Source organism: Pseudomonas reactans (assembly GCF_013387025.1).
Lineage (GTDB): Bacteria > Pseudomonadota > Gammaproteobacteria > Pseudomonadales > Pseudomonadaceae > Aquipseudomonas > Aquipseudomonas reactans.
Genome location: NZ_JACAQP010000027.1, coordinates 200,851 through 220,343 on the forward strand (window position 1 = coordinate 200,851; position 19,493 = coordinate 220,343).

The window sequence follows — 19,493 nt, forward strand, 5'->3', positions numbered from 1 at the left end:
CCTGAAGAGGAACGCCTGCCTGGAACTGGCGGGCGATGCAGGGATTGTAAGGACAGTTTTCAGCGCGGCCTTGCCGCCAAGCGACAACTTCTTATAGCGCCAACCCGCGATTTTGGCGGGTTTACGCCAATGCGACAAATAGCGTCGCAATGGCGCAGTTTAAACCCTGTGCCCGCCCAGCGGCAGGGTAAACGCGCATCGATCTAATTATCTAACCCGGATCGTCACCGACGAGCTGTTCTGCTGATGGGGTTATCCAACACCCAGGAAGCTTTGCAATGAGTCCACAACCCACCGCGCTCCTCCAGGAACGCCTGATCCCGCTGCGCGACCTGCATCATGAGGTGCTCACCCGCACGATCCCCGACTGGCTCGGCAATGCCTCGACACCCCGCCGCCTTGCCCTCAAGAACATCGCACCGGCCTGGCCCTCCCACGCCTCGGCTGAACACGACGCTACCCTGAAACCGTTGATCCGCCAGGCCTGGATCACTCAGAACCAACTCGATAGCGCCATGGAGAAGCTTCAGTCGCCCAGCGATTTCGCCGCGCCCTTGCTGCAACAAGCGCTCAAACAGCGCTTTGGCGTAGAACGGGATGTGCGCACGACTTACTTGCGCCTGTACGTGCCCGCCACGATTACCTGGTTTGCGGTCCGCGCCGGTGCTGCGCGCGCCTGGACCGTGTCATTGCTGGACGCGGCCCTGCACAACTTTGAAGCCTCCGAAACCGCCGATGACGCCTACGAGCCCCACTCCACGTTCATCACCCGTCCCACCGCCAGCGGCCACTTCGAGACCCTGCCTGGCGTCGGCACGCGCATCAGCGTCGCCGACTTTACCCGCCTGTGCCGCGAACTGGACCTGGGCGGCCAATACAGCGCCTACCTCGAGCGTTACCTGGACCTCGACAACCCCGTGGCCAAAGCGCGCCTGCGCCAGCACTTCGACGCCAGCCAAACCGCCAGCCTCAAGGTGGCGATGCACATGGCGCGCATCCAGGGGGACCTGTCCGAAGCCAACTTCCAACGCCTGCAACACCTGCTGAATGACCCGGTGGACTGCTACCCTCTGCATTGTCACAGCCTGAGCATCATGAACAGCACACTGACCGGCATCGTGCTGTTTACCGCCGCCGACCTTGAGCGCGCGCGACATACCGTACCGGTCATCGCCTACATCCCGGATGACCCACAACACCCCCTAAAGGAGTACGGCTCCAGTGTGCTGTTCATGCAGGCCCTGACTGCCAACCTGCGCCAGCCCGCGTATCAGCAGTTTTTCAGCCGTTTTGTGAACCACGACGAGCGTGGTGTGTTTTTCGCCGACCTCGGCCAACGCCTCGCCAACGTCACTTGGCATCCTCACACCCGTGGCGACCCGCGCCCCAGCTGGCGGGAAACACCGGTCGACAACCCGCGTATGCAGTTCTCCGTCATCCCGGTGCGTGGCTCGGTGCTGGTGCATCTGTTCGAGACCAAAGTCAGCAAGCTGTTCAACGACGCCCGCACCCAAGCCGTTTCCACCGCCAGCGCGGACCAGAAAACCCGCTGGGAACGCTGGAGCCTGTTCGAAAAAATCGGCTCGGCCCTGCTGCAGATTGCCGCGATGATCGCCGCCCCCTTCGTACCGCCCCTGGGCTTGTTGATGCTCGGCTACAGCGCCTATCAACTGCTGGACGACGCGTTCGAGGGGATCATCGATTGGGCCGAAGGCCTCAAGCTACAGGCCAAGGAACACCTGCTGGCAGTGGCGGAGCAAATGATCCAACTGGGCCTGTTCGTGGTCGGCGTGCCGATTGCCCAAGGCTTGTTGCGCAAGCATTTGCCGGCCGAAATCTGGCAGTTTTTCGACCGTCTCACCCCCGTCGCCCTGCCCGACGGCCAAGCCCGTCTGTGGCAACCGGACCTGGCACCGTATGCCCGCGATGTGACACTGGCTAACGGTTTACGTGCCAACGCACTGGGCCTGCACCCCCTGGGCGAGGAAGAAATCCTGCCGCTCTCGGGCAAGCACTACGCCGTGACCACAGACCCCGCCACCGAAACCCACTACCTCAAACATCCCACACGCCCCAACGCCTACCGCCCGAAGGTGACCGGCAATGGCCAAGGCACCTGGGTGAGTGAACTCGACCACCCTTTGAGCTGGGACAGCGCCACACTGATGCGACGCCTGGGCCATCAAGTCGATGGATTTACCGACGTACAACTGGAACAGATTCGTCAGGTCAGCGGCATTGACGACAGCACGCTGCGCAAGCTCTACGTCAACCATGAAACCTTGCCACCACTGCTGGCCGACAGCCTCAAGCGCTTTCGGATCGACCAGAACCTGAACGACCTTATCCACCAGTTGAATAGCGATGACCCTGCTGTTCAGGCACTGGCCGACCCGCATACCCAGTTGCTGTTGCTGACCAACTACGGCCTGTGGCCCCGTAGCAAAACCCTGCGTTTGATCGACAATTCCGGACGAACCCGCTGGGAAATTCCCGGCAGCAACGGTTCGGCTGTCTTTCAGATCCACGAAAGCCAGCTGCACAACGGCGACTTGCTCAAGACCCTCTTGGAGGCGCTTGATGAGTCACAGCGCAAAGCAATGCTGGAAGAGGAATTCGGCCAGCCCGTCACTTCACTCTTGGCCCGCACACGGGTGCTGCGAAAAAAACTCGGAAAATTGGCACAGGACAAACGCTGGGCGTTGTTTGACTCGATGTATCGCGGCGTCGAGCGTACAAACGATACCCAACTGACCACGCTGATCGACGCGTCGCCCGGCTTGCCGGTCAGCGCCGCCGAGGCCTTGCGCGCCGTCGCTACACCCTCAGAACTGCGCGCTATCGACCAGGGCCGCGCACCACGCCGCCTGATCGAACTGGCCAGCGAAACCCTCAAGGAAGTCCGTACCTCCCGCGCCTACGAAGGGTTGTACCTGGACAGCGTGGATAACCCAGACACTGACCGACTGGCCCTGCACACCTTGCCTGATTTGCCGGGCTGGCCCGCCGGGCTGCGCCTCGAAGTCAGGAGTGAGACGGCTGATGGCACGCTGCGCGATGCGATCGGTGAGCCGGCTGCGGCCACCCAACGTACACTGATCTACACCGCCGACGACCACTATGTGCCCACCGACAACGGCGTCCTGTTTGGTGAAACCGACTTCTATACCGCCGTACTCCAGGCCCTGCCCGACTCCGCACGCAATGCGCTGGGGATTCATATCGCACAAGGCCCAACCTTGCGCCAGGCCATCGCCCGTCATGCGTTGCATCCTTCACATCTGCGTGCGCTGCTCGGAGAAATCCCCAGCGGAAAACCGGCCTACGACCCCAGCACCATGCGCCTGCGCGGCGGCATGCAGGGCTATCGTCCGGCGGTTCCTGGCCCGCACCGCGCACCGACTCCTCATGAACAAACCCAACAATTGTTCCCGTCTCTGCCGCCTGCGCACATCAACAACATTGTCCGAAGCCTGGAGAGCACCGAGGGCGGCATCACCACTGCACTAACCTTTCTGCGCAACGAATATCGCCAACTGGACCTCGACCTGCGCGCCTGGGTCACCGCCACGCCGCGCCTGGCCACTGATTCAGAGGTGCGCATCGGTCGCCAGGAGTTCGCTTATGCCAAACGCAACCGCCAACTCTGGTCCGATGAATTGCGCCGCGCCTGGCGCCTGGAAACCCCACTGGATACCTATTTCGAACATCCCACGCGCAACGGCCACCAACTGCATCTGCGCGTGCCGATATCCGGTAACCCGCCTGTGCTGGCGGCGCGGTTCTCGCATATTTCCTACCTGTCGCTGGAGGGCGAAAATGGGCCACTGGAGATTGATGAGTTTTTGTCCCACTTTCCCCTGCTGCGCCATCTGAATGTACGCAACATTGCGCTGGGCACCTTGCCACCAAGGCTGGCCTCAATGCCCAGGCTCAACGAACTGGTGCTCAGCGATTGCAACATCACCCTCACGGCGCAAAGCCAGGCGGCGCTGTCGAACATGAACGAGCTTGTCGCCCTGGACCTGTTCAACAACCCCCTGGGACGGGTGCCCAGCGTCGAAAACATGCCGGGCATGCACTTTCTGGACTTGAGCAGCACCGGCATTACCGAGCTGCCCGCTGGCGTCCTGCAGCGTGAGCATCTGGCAACTGCTGTGTTCAGGGACAACTTGATTCACACACTCCCCGCCGAGCTTTTCGAACTCCCCGTGCACACCAGCCACGCGTTCGATCTCTCTGGCAACCCGCTGTCAGGGCCGACCCTGGAACAGATCAAGACCTACTTCCAGCGCACCGGCAGTTACTGGGAAGCCAGCGCGGCACCGGTGGACGTCGCCAGCACAAAAGCGCTGTTTCCACGATTCAGTAACGACGACATCAATCGCTTCGTGTTCGGCTTGCCAGGCAATCTGGAAAGGGGGCGAATCGAACTGGCTCGCCTGGCGCAGGAGTACGAACACTTGGGCACCGAGCTGGACGATTGGGCCGACACCGAAGGCCTCGACGAGTCCGAGTCCAACAGACGTCAGGCCTTCAAACAGGAACTACTGGCCGGCTGGCGTCGGGAAATCAAGGAGGATGACTACAGCAGCGGCCACCCGCCCACCTACGAACTCGACATCCACTCCCCCATCAGCGGCGAGTTGCCGACACTCAGTGCGCGCCTCAACCACGTGTCGACACTCAATCTGAGGGGGGATCAAAGCCCCCTGCAACTTGCACGCCTGCTGGAAAGCTTCCCCACGCTGCAAGCCTTGGGCATCGAACACTACTCGCTGGGTGAAATCCCCGAGTCGATCTTCGGGTTGCCGACAGTCAAGTCCCTGAGCCTTGACCACTGCGACCTGCGCTTTTCAGCCCGCGCCATAACGGCCTTGGAAGGCATGACCCAACTTGAGCAACTGAACCTGAGCGACAACCCCCTGGCGCACCTCCCGAACTTCGAAGCAATGACCGCCCTGACCCGGATCAGGCTGCAGAACACCGGCCTGGGCGAGATACCGGCAAGCCTGCTGGGCAATCGCGAACGTGACCTGATAGACCTCAGCCACAACCGGATCACAGAGATACCCTCCGCTCTGCTGCAACACCCTGCATCTGTGACAAAAGCATTCGACCTGTCTGCAAACCCGTTGTCCCGGACCTCCCTGCAAGCACTCAAACGTTATTGCCAACGCACGGGCGAACACTTGCGAGCTGACGCCCTCGACGCCGATAACGCGCGTATTGCAGCGCTCTATCCAACCTTCATCAACTCAGAGGTCAACCGTTTCATCTTCGGGCTCCCCGGCGACCTTGAGGCCATCCCCACCGAAATCAGCCGCCTGGAAAACGAGTACGCCACCCTCAGCGCAGATCTCACAAGTTGGGCACTCAACGTCCCGGAACGCCATGCCGTGCTGGATATACCGCTGGACGAACATACCCGCGCCGAAGAGCAGTTGGCGCGCTCTGCTATCAAGCAGCAGTTGGAGGAAGGCTGGCGTCGTGAAACCGAAATCGACGAACTCAACGGCGGCGAGGAAGTGACGCACAAACTGGTACTGAATACGCCGATCCTGGGAGAGCTGCCTACGCTGAGCACGCGCTTCGAACACGTATCGATGCTGGAATTAAAGGGCGAAGAAACCACCACGAATGTCCAAGGCCTGGTGCGCGCCTTCCCCAAACTGAGAACGCTGCTTGTGGAGAAATACACACTGGGCGACATCCCCGAGGTGGTGTTCAACCTGCCCCGCTTGACCAGCCTGAGCCTGACACAATGCAGTATCCGCCTGAGCGCAGAGGCCGCCGCCAACCTGCGAGATATGCGCAACCTGATTTACCTGGACCTGAGCGACAACGACCTGGGCCGCGCACCCGCCCTGGACAACATGCCCAAGCTTGAAGGCCTGTACCTTGAAAACTGCGGACTCGGCGAACTGCCTGCCGGCGTGTTCACTCGCCCGGTGCTCAGCACCGTGGACCTGAGCGACAACCTGATCAGCGACATCCCGGACGACATCCTGCACATGCCCAGCGAGTGGGACGCTGAATCGGACCTCAGCGGCAACCCACTGTCAGAAGAAAGCCTGGACAACCTGCGGCAGTATTTTCGCCAGAGCCACAATGACCTGGGGGTCGACCAAGCCGCCGTGGACGCAGAGGGGCGCCCAGTGACACCACCGCCCACACCCGAATCAACGGAGGACTAAGAACGGTCAACCGCGCTCGGACGGCACCGACGACAACTCGAACGGGCTGCTGCTGCGGCGTTGGTTGCGGTCTTCACGCGGGGTGGCGCCGAAGAAATTGCGGTAGGCACTGGAGAAATGCGGCCCCGAGGAGAAGCCGCACGACAAGCCGATCTGGATGATCGACTTGCTGGTTTGCATGAGCATCTGACGGGCCTTGTTCAGGCGCAGTTCCAGGTAGTACTGGCTGGGGACGCGGTTGAGGTACTGCTTGAAGATCCGTTCGAGCTGTCGTCGCGACACGCATACATGTTGGGCGATTTCGTCGGTGGTCAGCGGTTCTTCGATATTCGCCTCCATCAACAGAACAGCCTGGGTCAGTTTTGGATGGCTGGAACCCAGGCGGTTTTGCAGCGGAATGCGCTGGCGCTCGCCGCCTTCGCGGATGCGTTCTACCACCAGTTCTTCGGAGACCGCACCGGCCAGTTCGGCGCCGTGGTCACGGGCCAATACCGCCAGCAGCAGGTCGAGTACCGACATGCCACCGCAGGCAGTGAGGCGGTCGCGGTCCCAGTCGAACAGATGGCTGGTGGCGATGACCTTGGGGAAACGCTCGGCGAAATCGTCCTGCCAGCGCCAGTGCACGGCGGCGCGGTAGCCGTCGAGCAGGCCGAGTTGGGCCAGTGGGTACACACCGGCCGACAAGCCGCCGATCACACAGCCGGCGCGAACCAGCTGTTTGAGCGCGGTACTCAGTTGGGAAGCGATGACCGTCGGCGGTTCATCTGCCAGCAGGAACAGCTTCTGGAACCCTTCCAGTTTGCCAGCCCATGGCTCGCCCGGCAGTTGCCAGGCACCTTCGGTCGCCGGCTCGGCTTGCAGGAACGACAGCTCGTAAACCACGTCCGGATGCACCCGCTGGGCAACGCGCAAGGCCTCCTCAGCCAGCGCAAGCGTCAGGGCTTTTGTGCTGGGCCAAATCAGGAAACCAATTTTGTGGGCGGTCATGGAGTGCTATCCGAAGCCAGTAACAGTAATGAAGACAAGGGCTAATGCTAGCCCGTAAACCAACACAAATCTCAAAACAATGAAGATCCGCTCTCCTGTAGGAGCGAGCTTGCTCGCGAAAAACCGGAGAACGCCACGGGGTATCTGGTTTCCCGCGTTATCGTTAACGACCTTCGCGAGCAAGCTCGCTCCTACAGGGGTGAGTAGCAGGCTGGACTATTTCAGGCTGCCTGACAGGAACTGCTGCAAACGCTCGGACTGCGGGTTCACCAGCACTTCACGCGGGTTGCCGCGTTCTTCGACGATGCCTTTGTGCAAAAACACAAGCTGGTTCGACACTTCACGGGCAAAGCCCATTTCGTGGGTCACCACCACCATGGTACGGCCTTCCTGGGCCAGGTCCTGCATCACCTTGAGCACTTCGCCAACCAGTTCCGGGTCGAGCGCCGAGGTGGGTTCGTCGAACAGCATCACTTCCGGTTCCATCGCCAAGGCTCGGGCGATGGCTACGCGCTGCTGCTCGCCGCCAGACATGTGACCAGGGAACGCATCCTTGCGATGGCCCACACCGACCTTGGCCAGGTAGTGTTCGGCCTTTTCACGGGCCTCTTTCTTCGACACGCCCAGCACGTGCACCGGCGCTTCCATCACGTTTTCAAGCGCGGTCATGTGTGACCACAGGTTGAAGTGCTGGAATACCATGGACAGGCGCGAACGCATACGTTGCAACTGTTTAGGGTCGGCAGCCTTCATGGCGCCATCCTTGTTGGCCACCAGCTTCAGCTCTTCGTTGTTGAGCAGGATCTTGCCGGCGTGGGGTTGCTCCAGCAGGTTGATGCAGCGCAAAAAGGTACTTTTGCCCGAACCGCTGGAACCGATGATGCTGATCACATCACCGGCCGCGGCGGCCAGGGACACGCCTTTGAGCACTTCATGACTGCCATAGCGTTTATGCAGGTCTTGGACTTCAAGTTTGTACATGCGGTCGGTTCTCACAAAAACAGGTGGTCAGTCGTTGAGCAAGCGCCCGTGACGCAGCGCTTCGCGCCCCGCCACCTTGGCCAGCCAGAAACCCGCTTGGGCATAACGTAGCCGTTCAACGGCAAACAACACCCCCGAAGTACCTGCACAGATGGTGCTGACGCGGTCTTCCAGGGGATCAATCACTTCAAAAATCGGCTCACCTTTTTCGATCCATTCACCGGCTTTACGCAGGTAACTGATCACCCCGGCGTGGGGCGCAAACAGCAATTCGGTACCCTCGAAAGGCACGCCTTCACAAGGTTCAAATTGCGGCGCAGGCCATTCGCCCTTGATCAAGCCCTGCTCGGCGAGGAACGCGAGAATACCTTCGGCGTGGAAGATCGCCTCGTCACGCCCGGTATCGGCCTGACCGCCCAGCTCCAGCGTAGTCGCCAGGCAGGCCAACGGGATCTGCGACTCAGGAAACGCCTGAGACAAACGCAACCACGGCAGCGAACAGGCCTCATCGAACGAACTGCCGCCGGAGTCTTCCGCCAGCAGACCGACCTTCACATTCAAATGCGCCGCCAGCGAACGCCACTGCGGCCAGTGCTGCGGCAGTGCGTACATATGCAGTGCGGCTTCGGCGTCGCAATGCAGGTCGAGCACCACATCGGCGGTGCAGGCGTGGCTCAGCAAGATGCGCTGCATGCCTTGCAACTGACTGCTTGGCTCGGGCAACGCGTTGAGTACATCGCTCATCGCATGACGGATCAAACGCACATTGGCGTGAGGATCATCGCCCAGCTTGCCGTTGAGCAACTCGGCAACCGGCTCGCTCAACTCTACGAAGTCGCGATTGAAATTCTTGCCACTGCCCACCTCGAAGCGCCCTTGGTGACTGCCTTGCAGCAGTTGGCCCAGGCCCATCGGGTTGGCCACCGGCACCAGCTCGATCACGCCATTGAGCGCCCCTTGCTGTTCCAGTGCGGCGAGGCGCTTTTTCAGCTCCCAGGCTGCGCGCATGCCCGGCAGTTCATCGGCGTGCAGGCTGGCCTGGATATAGGCCTTGCGCTCGCCCTGGCCGAAACGGAACACGCTCAGCTGACGCTCGCAGCCCAGGTGACCCCAAGGCAACAGGTGATCGATACGTTCCATATCAATGCTTCCGTGGAGCCAGGTAGCTCAACCAGCGGCGCTCGGCCAACTTGAACAGGCGCACCAGGATGAAGGTCAGGCACAGGTAGAACGCACCGGCGGTGATGTAGGCTTCGAACGGCAGGTAGAACTGGGCGTTCACCGTTCGCGCGGCACCGGTGATGTCGATCAGGGTGACGATGGAGGCCAGGCTGGTGGTCTGCAGCATCATGATCACTTCGTTGCTGTACTGCGGCAGCGCCCGGCGCAGGGCCGACGGCAGCAGGATGCGGCGGTACAGCTTGTAGCGCGACATGCCCATGGCCTTGGCCGCTTCGATCTCGCCGTTGGGCGTGGCCTTGAGGCTGCCGGCAATGATCTCGGCCGTGTAGGCGCTGGTGTTGATCGCAAACGCCAGGCACGCACAGAACGTCGCGCTGGACAGCAGCGGCCACAGGAAGCTTTCGCGCACGGCGTCGAACTGGGCCAGGCCGTAGTAGATCAAAAACAGCTGCACCAGCATCGGCGTGCCGCGGATCACGTAGGTGTAAAGCCAGGCCGCGCCATTGACGATCGGCTGCTTGGACACGCGCATCAGACCCAAAGGCAAGGCGGCAAGCAGGCCGAAGAACAGCGAGATGGCGAGCAGTTTCAAGGTGGTCAGCAGGCCGCCAAGGTACAGCGGCATGGCCTCCCAGATGACGTTGTAGTCGAAGATCATAGATCAGCCGCCCTTACGCCTACCGAGTAGCGCTTCTCAAGATGACGCAAGGCCAGCAACGACACGCTGGTGATCACCAGGTACATCGCCGCCACTGCGAGGAAGAAGGTAAAAGGTTCGCGGGTGGCATCTGCCGCCTGCTTGGCCTTGAACATCATGTCTTGCAAGCCCACCACCGAAATCAGCGCAGTCGCCTTGGTGAGGACCAGCCAGTTGTTGGTGAAACCGGGGATCGCCAGACGGATCATCTGCGGCACCATCACCCGGAAAAACACCTGGAAACTGCTCATGCCATACGCAAGGCCGGCTTCGGCCTGGCCCTTGGGAATGGCCATGAAGGCGCCGCGGAAAGTTTCCGACAGGTAGGCGCCAAAGATGAAACCCAGGGTGCCGATACCGGCGGCCAAGGGGTTCAAGTCGATATAGTCGTCGTAGCCGAGCATCGGCGCGACGCGGTTGAGCAGGTCCTGACCGCCGTAGAAAATCAGCAGGATCAGCACCAGGTCGGGGATCCCGCGGATCACCGTGGAGTACAAGTCACCCAGCCAGGCCAACCAGCGCACCGGCGACAGGCGTAACGCGACCCCGATCAGACCCAGAACAATGGCCAAGGCCATGGACGACAAGGCGAGCTGAAGCGTCAACCATGCGCCATCGAGGATGACGGCCCCGTAGCCTTTCAACATGATTCAGGTCCTCGAAAAGGGGGATGAAAAAATGGCGCAAACCTCAGGAATTCTGTTGCTTGCGCCATTTCGGACAGACAGCTGCGACGATTTACTTGGCGTCAGCGCCGTAGATATCGAAGTCGAAGTACTTGTCCTGGATTTTCTTGTACTCACCGTTGGCACGGATCGCGGCAATGGCTGCGTTGATGCGGTCGAGGTTTTCCTTGTCGCCTTTGCGTACCGCGATGCCGATGCCGTCACCGAAGTATTTGGCGTCGGTGAACTGCGGGCCCACGAACGCGTAGCCTTTACCGGCCGGGGTTTTCAGGAAGCCGTCTTGCAGCAGGGTCGCGTCAGCCACGGTGCCGTCGAGACGACCGGCTTCCACGTCCAGGTAGATTTCGTTCTGCGAGCTGTAAGGCACAACCGTAGCACCTTTAGGGGCCAGGACTTCCTTGGCGAAGCGATCGTGGATCGAACCGCGCTGCACACCGATCTTCTTGCCCTTCAACTCATCCAGGCTGTCGCTGACGGTGGTGCCTTCCTTCATCACCAACTGCGCTGGGCTCAGGTAGTAGCGGTTGGTGAAGTCCACGGACTTCTTGCGGTCTTCGGTGATGGACATGGACGACAGGATCGCGTCGATCTTGCGCACTTTCAGTGCAGGGATCAGGCCGTCGAACTCTTGCTCGACCCAGGTGCACTTCACGTCCATCTGCTTGCACAGGGCGTTGCCGATGTCGTAGTCAAAACCGACGATGCTGCCATCGGGCGCTTTGGAGGCAAACGGAGGGTAAGCCGCTTCGATACCAATTTTCAGGGGCTTGCCTTCAGCGAAAGCCTGCATGGACAGCACGGACAGCGCCAGGGCGCCCAACAGCACGAGTTTCTTCATCTTGGGACTCCATCGGTATAGGGCAAAACAGCAGTATGAGCCATGGCCCACGATGCGACTTAAGGGAAACCGAATTGCGGTGCTGCGTCCTACACCAGCTACACACTGGAGACGACGAGCGAGTGATCGGCATTCTAACGACAGGCCGGAAGCCGATATTTCCTCAATGCGACAACAATTTACAGAAGCACCGAGAAAGCGGTTCCAGCTCATTGACAGCCTCTGTATTTTATGCAGAGACAAAAGACATTAAACCTGTAGACGCTGCAAATTGCGGGCCTATTATTCGCAAACCCTTCTAGGACGGCAAGTCTGGCGTTTAATCTTATTTGCTGGGGTGTCTAAAACGCGGTTTTTCGGGGCATGGGCGTAGCGCTTTGCCTCATGTTTGGGCTGCGGGTTACACATTTGCGCCTGAGGGTAACATTCAGAAACTTCCTACAATAGAAACCGATATTTATTGGCTTGGTGGTTATGGCCATCTGTCAGATCAGCTCCGATGCTCACCTTGTAATACATTCCAAATGTGGGAGCTGGCTTGCCTGCGATGGCGGACTGTCAGCCAACCCACATGAAACTGACACGCCCTCATCGCAGGCAAGCCAGCTCCCACAGTTGATCTTCATCGGTTTTGAGACTGCATGAAAAAGCCCCGCCTGGCTTGCACCGGTCGGGGCTTGGGATGACCTGAGCGCCTTACGCGACGTTCATGGTCTTGTGCGTCTCGATCAAATGCGCGACCACACCTGGATCCGCCAGAGTGGAGATATCGCCCAACCCGTCATACTCGGCCGTGGCAATCTTGCGCAGGATACGGCGCATGATTTTCCCCGACCGCGTCTTCGGCAAGCCCGGCGCCCACTGGATCACATCCGGCGAAGCGATCGGTCCGATTTCCTTGCGCACCCAGTTTTTCAACTCCAGGCGCAAGGCTTCGTTGGGCTCTTCACCATTTTTCAGGGTGACGTACACGTAAATGCCCTGCCCTTTGATGTCGTGCGGCACACCGACGACGGCGGCCTCGGCGACTTTCGGGTGGGCAACCATGGCGCTTTCGATCTCGGCGGTGCCCATGCGGTGGCCGGACACGTTCAACACGTCGTCCACGCGACCAGTGATCCAGTAGTAACCGTCTTCGTCACGACGCGCACCGTCACCGGTGAAGTACATGCCACGGAAGGTCTTGAAGTAGGTGTCGACGAAGCGGTCATGGTCACCGTACAAAGTACGCGCCTGGCCTGGCCACGAATCGAGGATCACCAGGTTGCCCTCGGCAGCGCCTTCGATCAGGTTGCCCAGGTTATCCACCAGCGCCGGCACCACACCAAAGAATGGCCGTGCTGCCGAACCCGGCTTGAGCGCATGGGCGCCCGGCAGCGGGCTCATCATGTTGCCGCCGGTTTCGGTCTGCCACCAGGTGTCGACAATCGGGCAACGGGATTGGCCGACGTTCTTGTAGTACCAGTCCCACGCCTCAGGGTTAATCGGCTCGCCCACCGAACCGAGTAGACGCAGGCTGGAGCCGTCGGCGCCTTCGCACGCAGCGGTGCCGGATGCCATCATGGCGCGGATTGCGGTCGGTGCGGTGTAGAGGATATTGACCTTGTGCTTGTCGACGATCTTCGCCACCCGGGTGATATCCGGGTAGTTCGGCACGCCTTCGAACAGCAGCGTGGTCGCGCCATTGGCCAGCGGGCCGTAGACGATATAGGTGTGGCCGGTGACCCAGCCGACGTCGGCGGTGCACCAGTAGATTTCGCCTGGGCGGTAGTCGAACACGCGCTCGTGGGTCAGGGACGCATACAGCAAGTAGCCGCCGGTGGTGTGCTGCACGCCCTTGGGCTTACCAGTGGAGCCGGAGGTGTAGAGGATGAACAGCGCTTCTTCGGCGCCCATCTCTTTTGGCGCACACACGGTGCCCGCCACTTTCATCAGGTCTTCGTACCAGATGTCGCGATGCTGGTTCCACTTGATGTTGCCATTGGTGCGTTTGCACACAATAACCTTCTGAATGCTACTGGTTTCCGGGTTGGTCAGGGCGTCGTCGACGTTGGCCTTCAGCGGAATCTTCTTACCGGCGCGGATGCCTTCGTCGGCAGTGATCACCACCTTCGACTTACAGTCGATGATGCGACCGGCCAGGGCCTCCGGAGAGAAACCGCCAAACACCACGGAGTGAATCGCACCGATGCGGGTGCAGGCCAGCATGGCGACCACGGCTTCGGGGATCATCGGCATATAGATAGTCACCACGTCGCCGCGGTGCACATCCTGGCCGCGCAGGGCGTTGGCGAACTTGCAGACTTCTTCATGCAGCTCGCGGTAAGTGATGGTGCGGCTCTCGGAAGGGTCATCGCCCTCCCAGATAATGGCCGCCTGGTCGCCGCGCTCGGCGAGGTGACGGTCCAGGCAGTTGTAGGAAACGTTCAGGGTGCCATCGGCGAACCACTTGATGTCGACATGGTGATCGTCGAACGAGGTCTGCTTCACCGTGGTGAAAGGCTTGATCCAGTCAAGGCGCTTGGCTTGCTCGCGCCAGAAGCCATCGGGGTTGACCACCGACTGCTGGTACATGGCCTTGTAGGTCGCCTCGTCGGTCAGCGTGTTGGCTGCTACTTCGGGGCGAACGGGGTACAGGGAAGCCGCACTCATCTTTCTTACCTCGGTGACATAGTTGTTTTTGTATGGCCCTGTTGTAGCCGGGGCTGACCTATAGAACCATTCGACGATGGTAGTAACAAGCCCCTACAAATTGCCCTGATATCCCCATTCGCACCTCTAGCCCGCGGGCTGCGGCGCTTCGCGGCTTTGTGAAAAAAGCTTTACCACGGGATTGTTACAAAAACCGCCAATAGTGTTTATCAAAAGTACGGGTATATGAATATAACCTGAGGGCCTAAAATCAACTCCGCCAACAAGGCACTTTGGTTACATACCGCAGTGATTAACAACGCAACAGCCCCCACGAAGGCAACGTTAATCCGAACTTCCCAACTCTTAAGTAAGTTACACACGCGGCCTCACAAGGGCCCCGTGACCCCACTCGCCCTGAATAAGGTAAATAGAGAAATGAAAGCTTTAGTAGTTATGGCCCTCAGCAGCTTGTGCGCCACCGCTGCCCTGGCCGACGAAGCCCCGACTGACGTGGTCAGCCGTAATACCCCGATCGTTGAAGACTATACTTACAGCACCCACTTGGATGTTGCCAAAGTATTGTCCATGAGCAGTATTCCGGAAGTGTGCGAAGTTGTACCGGTGAAGATGGAATATGAAGACTCGCAAGGTCAGCGTCATATTCTTAATTACCACGTGATGGGTAATGGTTGCTCTAACGGGTAATAACCTGATGCGTTCTATCTGAACCTGATCTTATTCGCCGCAAGAAATCGTTCTTGCGGCCAAGAGCTCGCCTTCTCCCTGCCTGATTCGAATGCTACGATTGTGGCGCCGCCATCTTCCCTGTACGGCAGGATGCATTCATGCGAGCCAGTTTCGAAAAGATCCCCACCGAGGCCGCCACTTCCTGGACCCTGCTGAACAGGCGTCTACCGGAGGCAATCCCGTTTGAGTGGCACCATCACCCCGAATACGAGCTGACGCTCACCCTCAACAGCCGAGGGCATCGTTACATCAGCAACGATGTAGCGCTGTATGACGATGGCGACCTAGTGCTGGTCGGCCCGAACGTGCCGCACAGCTGGTCTTCCGTCGAACGCATCGACCTGGCCAAACCCCATGTAGCACTGGTGATCTGGTTTTCGGAAGCCTGGGCGGAATCGCTGGTGCAGTTGTTTCCCGAAATGACCTCGACCCGCACGTTGTTGGCGGCGGCGCAACAGGCGCTGAGTTTCAGTGACAGCACATCAAGGTCACTGCGGCCACTGATCGAAGCCATGGTTGAGCAAGACGCCGCGCAGCGGTTGATCTCGCTGCTGACGGTGCTCACCACCCTGTCGCGCGACGTGGCGGCGCAACGCATCGCCGTGGAAAACGCGCCGCCTCAGGTTGCTGAGGATGCCCGCATCCGCCGCGTGCTGGACTACGTGCATGGCCACTACGCGCAACCCTTGAGCATGCCCGAGTTGGCCCAAATGGCCTGTGTCAGCGTTTCTGCCTTCCATCGCATGTTCCGCAAGCACACCCGCTGCACGGCGCTGGACTACATCGTCCGCCTGCGTATCGGACACGCTTGCGCCCTGTTGATGCAGGGCAACCTGGCGATCAATACGATCGCCGAGCACGTGGGTTACGCCTCTCAGGCGCTGTTCAATCGACAGTTCAAGGCGCAAAAAGGCATCACTCCCACGCAGTTTCGAGAGCAACACGGGCACCACTTCCAGTAGTCAGCCTGATTCTTCTACTCATTCAACGACAAACGCCACAATCGTACTGCTCAACGCGCCTAACAAGGCTGCCATCCGGGCCTGCCTGGGTGATTTCATACCTGTATGCATAACAACAATACAGGCCACCCCATGAGCAACTACCCCACCTTCGAAAGTGCCGAACTGCCAAGCGATTACAAGCGCAACATCGTCAACATGAAAAAGGCCCTGCGCGCGCAAATCGGCGATGTGAACCGCCTGTTTGCTGAGGTCAGTGCGTTCATTGCCGCCGAAATTGAATCAATCAAAGCAGCGGGCAGTGGCGCCTGGCCTGAACTCGAGTTTGAAAGCATCGCCAACGGCCAAGTTACCGACGAACAACGCGCACTGATCAAACGTCGCGGCTGCCTGGTGATTCGCAACCACTTCCCACGCGAGCACGTGCTCGGCTGGGACAAAAGCCTGCTGGACTATCTGGACACCAACCAATTCGACACGGTGTATCGCGGGCCCGCCGACAACTTCTTCGGCAACCTGGAGGCCTCGCGCCCGGAAATCTTCCCGATCTATTGGTCCGATGCCCAGATGCAAGTGCGCCAGCACCCACGCATGGGCGCCGCGCAATCCTTCCTCAACCGCCTGTGGACCACCCACTCCCACGGCCAGCAATGGTTCGACCCGGACACCAACGCGCTGTACCCGGACCGCGTGCGCCGTCGCCCGCCGGGCACCACCTCTAAGGGCCTGGGCCCACACACCGACTCCGGGGCGCTGGAGCGCTGGCTGCACCCGGCCTACCTGAAGGTGTTCGACAAGATCTACCGCAACGACTTCAAGGCGTATGACCCGTGGGACGCCGCGTATCGTACAGAGGTCGACGAATATGCCTACGAAGGCACCAAATGCTCGGCCTTCCGCACCTTCCAGGGCTGGACGGCCTTGTGTGACATGCGCGCCGACCAAGGCGTACTGCATACGCTGCCGATCCCCAAGGCCATGGCCTACATGCTGTTGCGCCCGCTGTTGGACGACGTGCCCGAGGATGAGCTGTGCGGCGTAGCGCCAGGCAAGGTGTTACCGATCCTGGAGCAGTGGCACCCCCTGCTCATCCAGGGCATGACGCCCATACCCGACGTGCAAGCCGGCGATTCTGTGTGGTGGCACTGCGACGTAATCCACAGCGTCGCACCGGTCAAAAACCAGCAGGGCTGGGGCAATGTGATGTACGTGCCCGCCGCGCCCATGTGCCCGAAAAACCTGCGCTACGCCGAGGACGTCTTCCGGGCGTTCGAGCAAGGCGTCTCGCCGGACGACTTTCCTCGCGAAGACTACGAACAACACTGGAAAGACCGCTTCACCTCATCACAACTGAACGCCCTGGGCCGCAAAGGCCTGGGCCTGAAATAACCCCACGCCCATAAAAACAACTACCCCTATAAAAACAAAAAGGTATCCCCTATGAACCGCCTGAATCGCCATGCCGTCGCCGTCTCTTTCGCCAGCCTCTGTACGATTACCGCCCACGCAACCGACAGTAAAGGCAGCGTTGAAGTTGTCCACTACTGGACCTCGGGCGGAGAAGCCAAATCGGCAGACGTGCTCAAGCAGTTGATCGAAAAAGACGGCTTCACCTGGCAAAACAGTGCCGTGGCAGGTGGCGGAGGCGCGGCCGCTATGACCGTGCTCAAGACGCGCGCCGTCTCCGGCAATCCGCCCTCCGCCGCCCAGATCAAAGGCCCGGATATCCAGGAATGGGGCAAGCTTGGCCTGTTGACCAGCATCGACAACGTCGCCCAGGCCAACCACTGGGACAGCCTGCTACCGCCCAGCCTCGCAGAGCTGATGAAGTTTGACGGCCATTACGTCGCCGTGCCGCTGAACATCCACCGCATCAACTGGCTGTGGACCAACCCCGAAGTGCTGCGCAAAGCCGGGGTCGCACATGCCCCCACCTCACTGGAGGAACTCTACACCGCTGGCGACAAGCTCAAGGCCGCCGGTTTTATCGCCATCGCCCACGGCGGCCAACCCTGGCAGGACACCACCCTGTTCGAAGGCCTGGTGCTTGGCATTCTCGGCGCTGACGGCTTCAAGAAAGCGTTTATCGACAACGACGAAGCTACCTTCAACAGCGCAAAAATGACCGAAGTCTTCGTCGCCCTGCGCAAGTTGAAGAGCTACCTGGACCCCAACGGCGCAGGGCAGGACTGGAACATGGAAACCGCCAAGGTCATCAACGGCCAGGCCGGCATGCAACTCATGGGCGACTGGGCCAAAAGCGAATGGAGCGCAGCCGGCAAAAAGGCCGGTGTCGACTATGAATGCGCGCCCTTCCCCGGTTCCCAAGGCATTTATAGCTACACCATCGACTCACTGGCGATGTTCAAGCCTTCGAGCAAAAACGACACCCCCGGCAACAATGCCGCCCGCGACGACTTGGCCAAGATCGCCCTGGAGCCGCAATTCCAATCTGTATTCAACCAGAACAAAGGCTCGATCCCGGTGATCAAGGGCCTGGACATGAGCCAGTTCGACAGCTGCGCCCAAGCCTCCGCCAAGGACTTCGCCGATGCCGAAAAGGCCGGCACGCTCGCGCCGAGCATGGCATTCAATATGTCGACATCGCAGGCGGTGCAGGGCGCGGTGTTTGATGTAGTGAGTAACTTTATGAGTAATAAAGACGCTGATCCGGCGAAGGCTGGCAAACAGATGTTTGCCAGTATTAAAGCGGCCGCTCAGTAAGCACCCGCGACCGGTTCTTGCCCATGAAGGGGCAAGAACCGGCGCGCCAAAAACCCCGCCTACCGCCCGTCAAAAAAAACCAGGCCAGGCAAAGCCTTGCAAACACACGCTTTGGCCGAAAACCACGCCATTGTGGCGCTCAATCGTGACCATCCGCCGCAACACAAAGTCGTTTTTTTCCCTATAATGCGCGGGTAAACCGGGCCTGCAATATCCCTTTACACTGGGATGAAGAGCCAGACCTGAGGCCTCCCGCTGGAGCAAGCACCTACCGCTCCGCACCTCAAGCCTCACGCAGACCACCCGTAACCCTATTCCGTTTAATGCGTGCGCTAGCTGCAACAAACGATTCCTTAAGATCCACCGCGGCCTCAGGGCCGTGTGAACACCCAACCATCCGGTTTCACACGGGCACCTTTGAGCCCTCACGCAGGAGACGACACGTCATGCTGAGCTGGGACGAATTCGACAAAGAAGAAGAAGGCGAAGTAGCCACCAAAGGCGCCAACGCCGGCCACGCCACCGAAGCCAACATGGACCGCCTCGACGGCGACGGCGCCAAAGCCGCCCTCGAAGCCCGCGCCGTCACCGCCAGTGACTCCGCCGCCATCGTGCGCGCCAAGGCCGCCCTGGACAAACTCGACGTCGCCGAAGGCCTCGCCGAGCTGGAAGGCTCCGCTGCCCGCGTCGCCGTTGACGAAAAGCGCATGATCAACTGCCGCGCCGACCTCAACCAGCTCGTACCCTTCAAGTACGACTGGGCCTGGCAGAAGTACCTCGACGGCTGCGCCAACCACTGGATGCCGCAAGAGGTCAATATGACCGCCGACATCGCGCTGTGGAAAAACCCCGAAGGCC

At 60.0% G+C, this 19,493-nt stretch carries 13 protein-coding genes; 6 read left to right on the forward strand and 7 right to left on the reverse strand.

Going from position 1 to position 19,493, the window contains the following annotated elements; genetic code table 11:
• Positions 1-278: 278 nt before the first annotated feature.
• Entirely contained in the window at positions 279-6,197 is a 5,919-nt protein-coding gene (locus HX793_RS22810) for a dermonecrotic toxin domain-containing protein (protein ID WP_177095800.1), read from the forward strand.
• Between the two features lie 6 nt (positions 6,198-6,203).
• On the opposite strand, the gene HX793_RS22815 is transcribed toward HX793_RS22810, so the two are convergent.
• From HX793_RS22815 to acs, 7 genes are all read right to left on the reverse strand, one after another.
• A complete protein-coding gene (locus HX793_RS22815) occupies positions 6,204-7,184 on the reverse strand; it encodes a GlxA family transcriptional regulator (RefSeq protein WP_016979802.1) in 981 nt (326 codons plus the stop codon).
• Between the two features lie 216 nt (positions 7,185-7,400).
• Positions 7,401-8,165: an ABC transporter ATP-binding protein gene (locus tag HX793_RS22820; RefSeq protein ID WP_016973723.1), complete on the reverse strand. Its 765-nt coding sequence runs from the start codon at positions 8,163-8,165 to the stop codon at positions 7,401-7,403.
• Between the two features lie 27 nt (positions 8,166-8,192).
• Positions 8,193-9,305: a succinylglutamate desuccinylase/aspartoacylase family protein gene (locus HX793_RS22825; RefSeq protein WP_177052392.1), complete on the reverse strand. Its 1,113-nt coding sequence runs from the start codon at positions 9,303-9,305 to the stop codon at positions 8,193-8,195.
• 1 nt (position 9,306) lies between these two features.
• On the reverse strand, positions 9,307-10,005 hold the full coding sequence (locus tag HX793_RS22830) for an ABC transporter permease (protein ID WP_016979807.1): 699 nt from the start codon (positions 10,003-10,005) through the stop codon (positions 9,307-9,309).
• Positions 10,002-10,691, reverse strand: coding sequence for an ABC transporter permease (locus HX793_RS22835; RefSeq protein ID WP_010208305.1), 690 nt, complete (start codon positions 10,689-10,691; stop codon positions 10,002-10,004). Before HX793_RS22835 ends, HX793_RS22830 begins: the two co-directional genes overlap by 4 nt.
• Positions 10,692-10,782: 91 nt before the next feature.
• Complete coding sequence (locus HX793_RS22840; protein ID WP_033901307.1) at positions 10,783-11,568, reverse strand: ABC transporter substrate-binding protein; 786 nt, start codon at positions 11,566-11,568, stop codon at positions 10,783-10,785.
• 696 nt (positions 11,569-12,264) lie between these two features.
• Entirely contained in the window at positions 12,265-14,220 is a 1,956-nt protein-coding gene (gene acs / locus HX793_RS22845) for an acetate--CoA ligase (protein WP_028617621.1), read from the reverse strand.
• A 417-nt stretch (positions 14,221-14,637) separates the two neighbouring features.
• Here acs and HX793_RS22850 point away from each other — a divergent pair, with 417 nt between their 5' ends.
• The 5 genes from HX793_RS22850 to HX793_RS22870 all read left to right on the forward strand — a co-directional run.
• Positions 14,638-14,907 carry a DUF2790 domain-containing protein gene (locus tag HX793_RS22850; protein WP_177097469.1) on the forward strand — a complete coding sequence of 90 codons (270 nt, stop codon included), beginning with the start codon at positions 14,638-14,640 and terminating at the stop codon, positions 14,905-14,907.
• A gap of 140 nt (positions 14,908-15,047) precedes the next feature.
• Entirely contained in the window at positions 15,048-15,911 is an 864-nt protein-coding gene (locus HX793_RS22855) for a helix-turn-helix domain-containing protein (protein WP_177052393.1), read from the forward strand.
• A 132-nt stretch (positions 15,912-16,043) separates the two neighbouring features.
• Positions 16,044-17,300 carry a DUF1479 domain-containing protein gene (locus tag HX793_RS22860; RefSeq protein ID WP_177052394.1) on the forward strand — a complete coding sequence of 419 codons (1,257 nt, stop codon included), beginning with the start codon at positions 16,044-16,046 and terminating at the stop codon, positions 17,298-17,300.
• A 51-nt stretch (positions 17,301-17,351) separates the two neighbouring features.
• A complete protein-coding gene (locus HX793_RS22865) occupies positions 17,352-18,635 on the forward strand; it encodes an ABC transporter substrate-binding protein (RefSeq protein WP_177052395.1) in 1,284 nt (427 codons plus the stop codon).
• A gap of 446 nt (positions 18,636-19,081) precedes the next feature.
• Positions 19,082-19,493: ribonucleotide-diphosphate reductase subunit beta (locus HX793_RS22870; protein ID WP_177052396.1), on the forward strand; the 412-nt coding region annotated here is incomplete at its 3' end.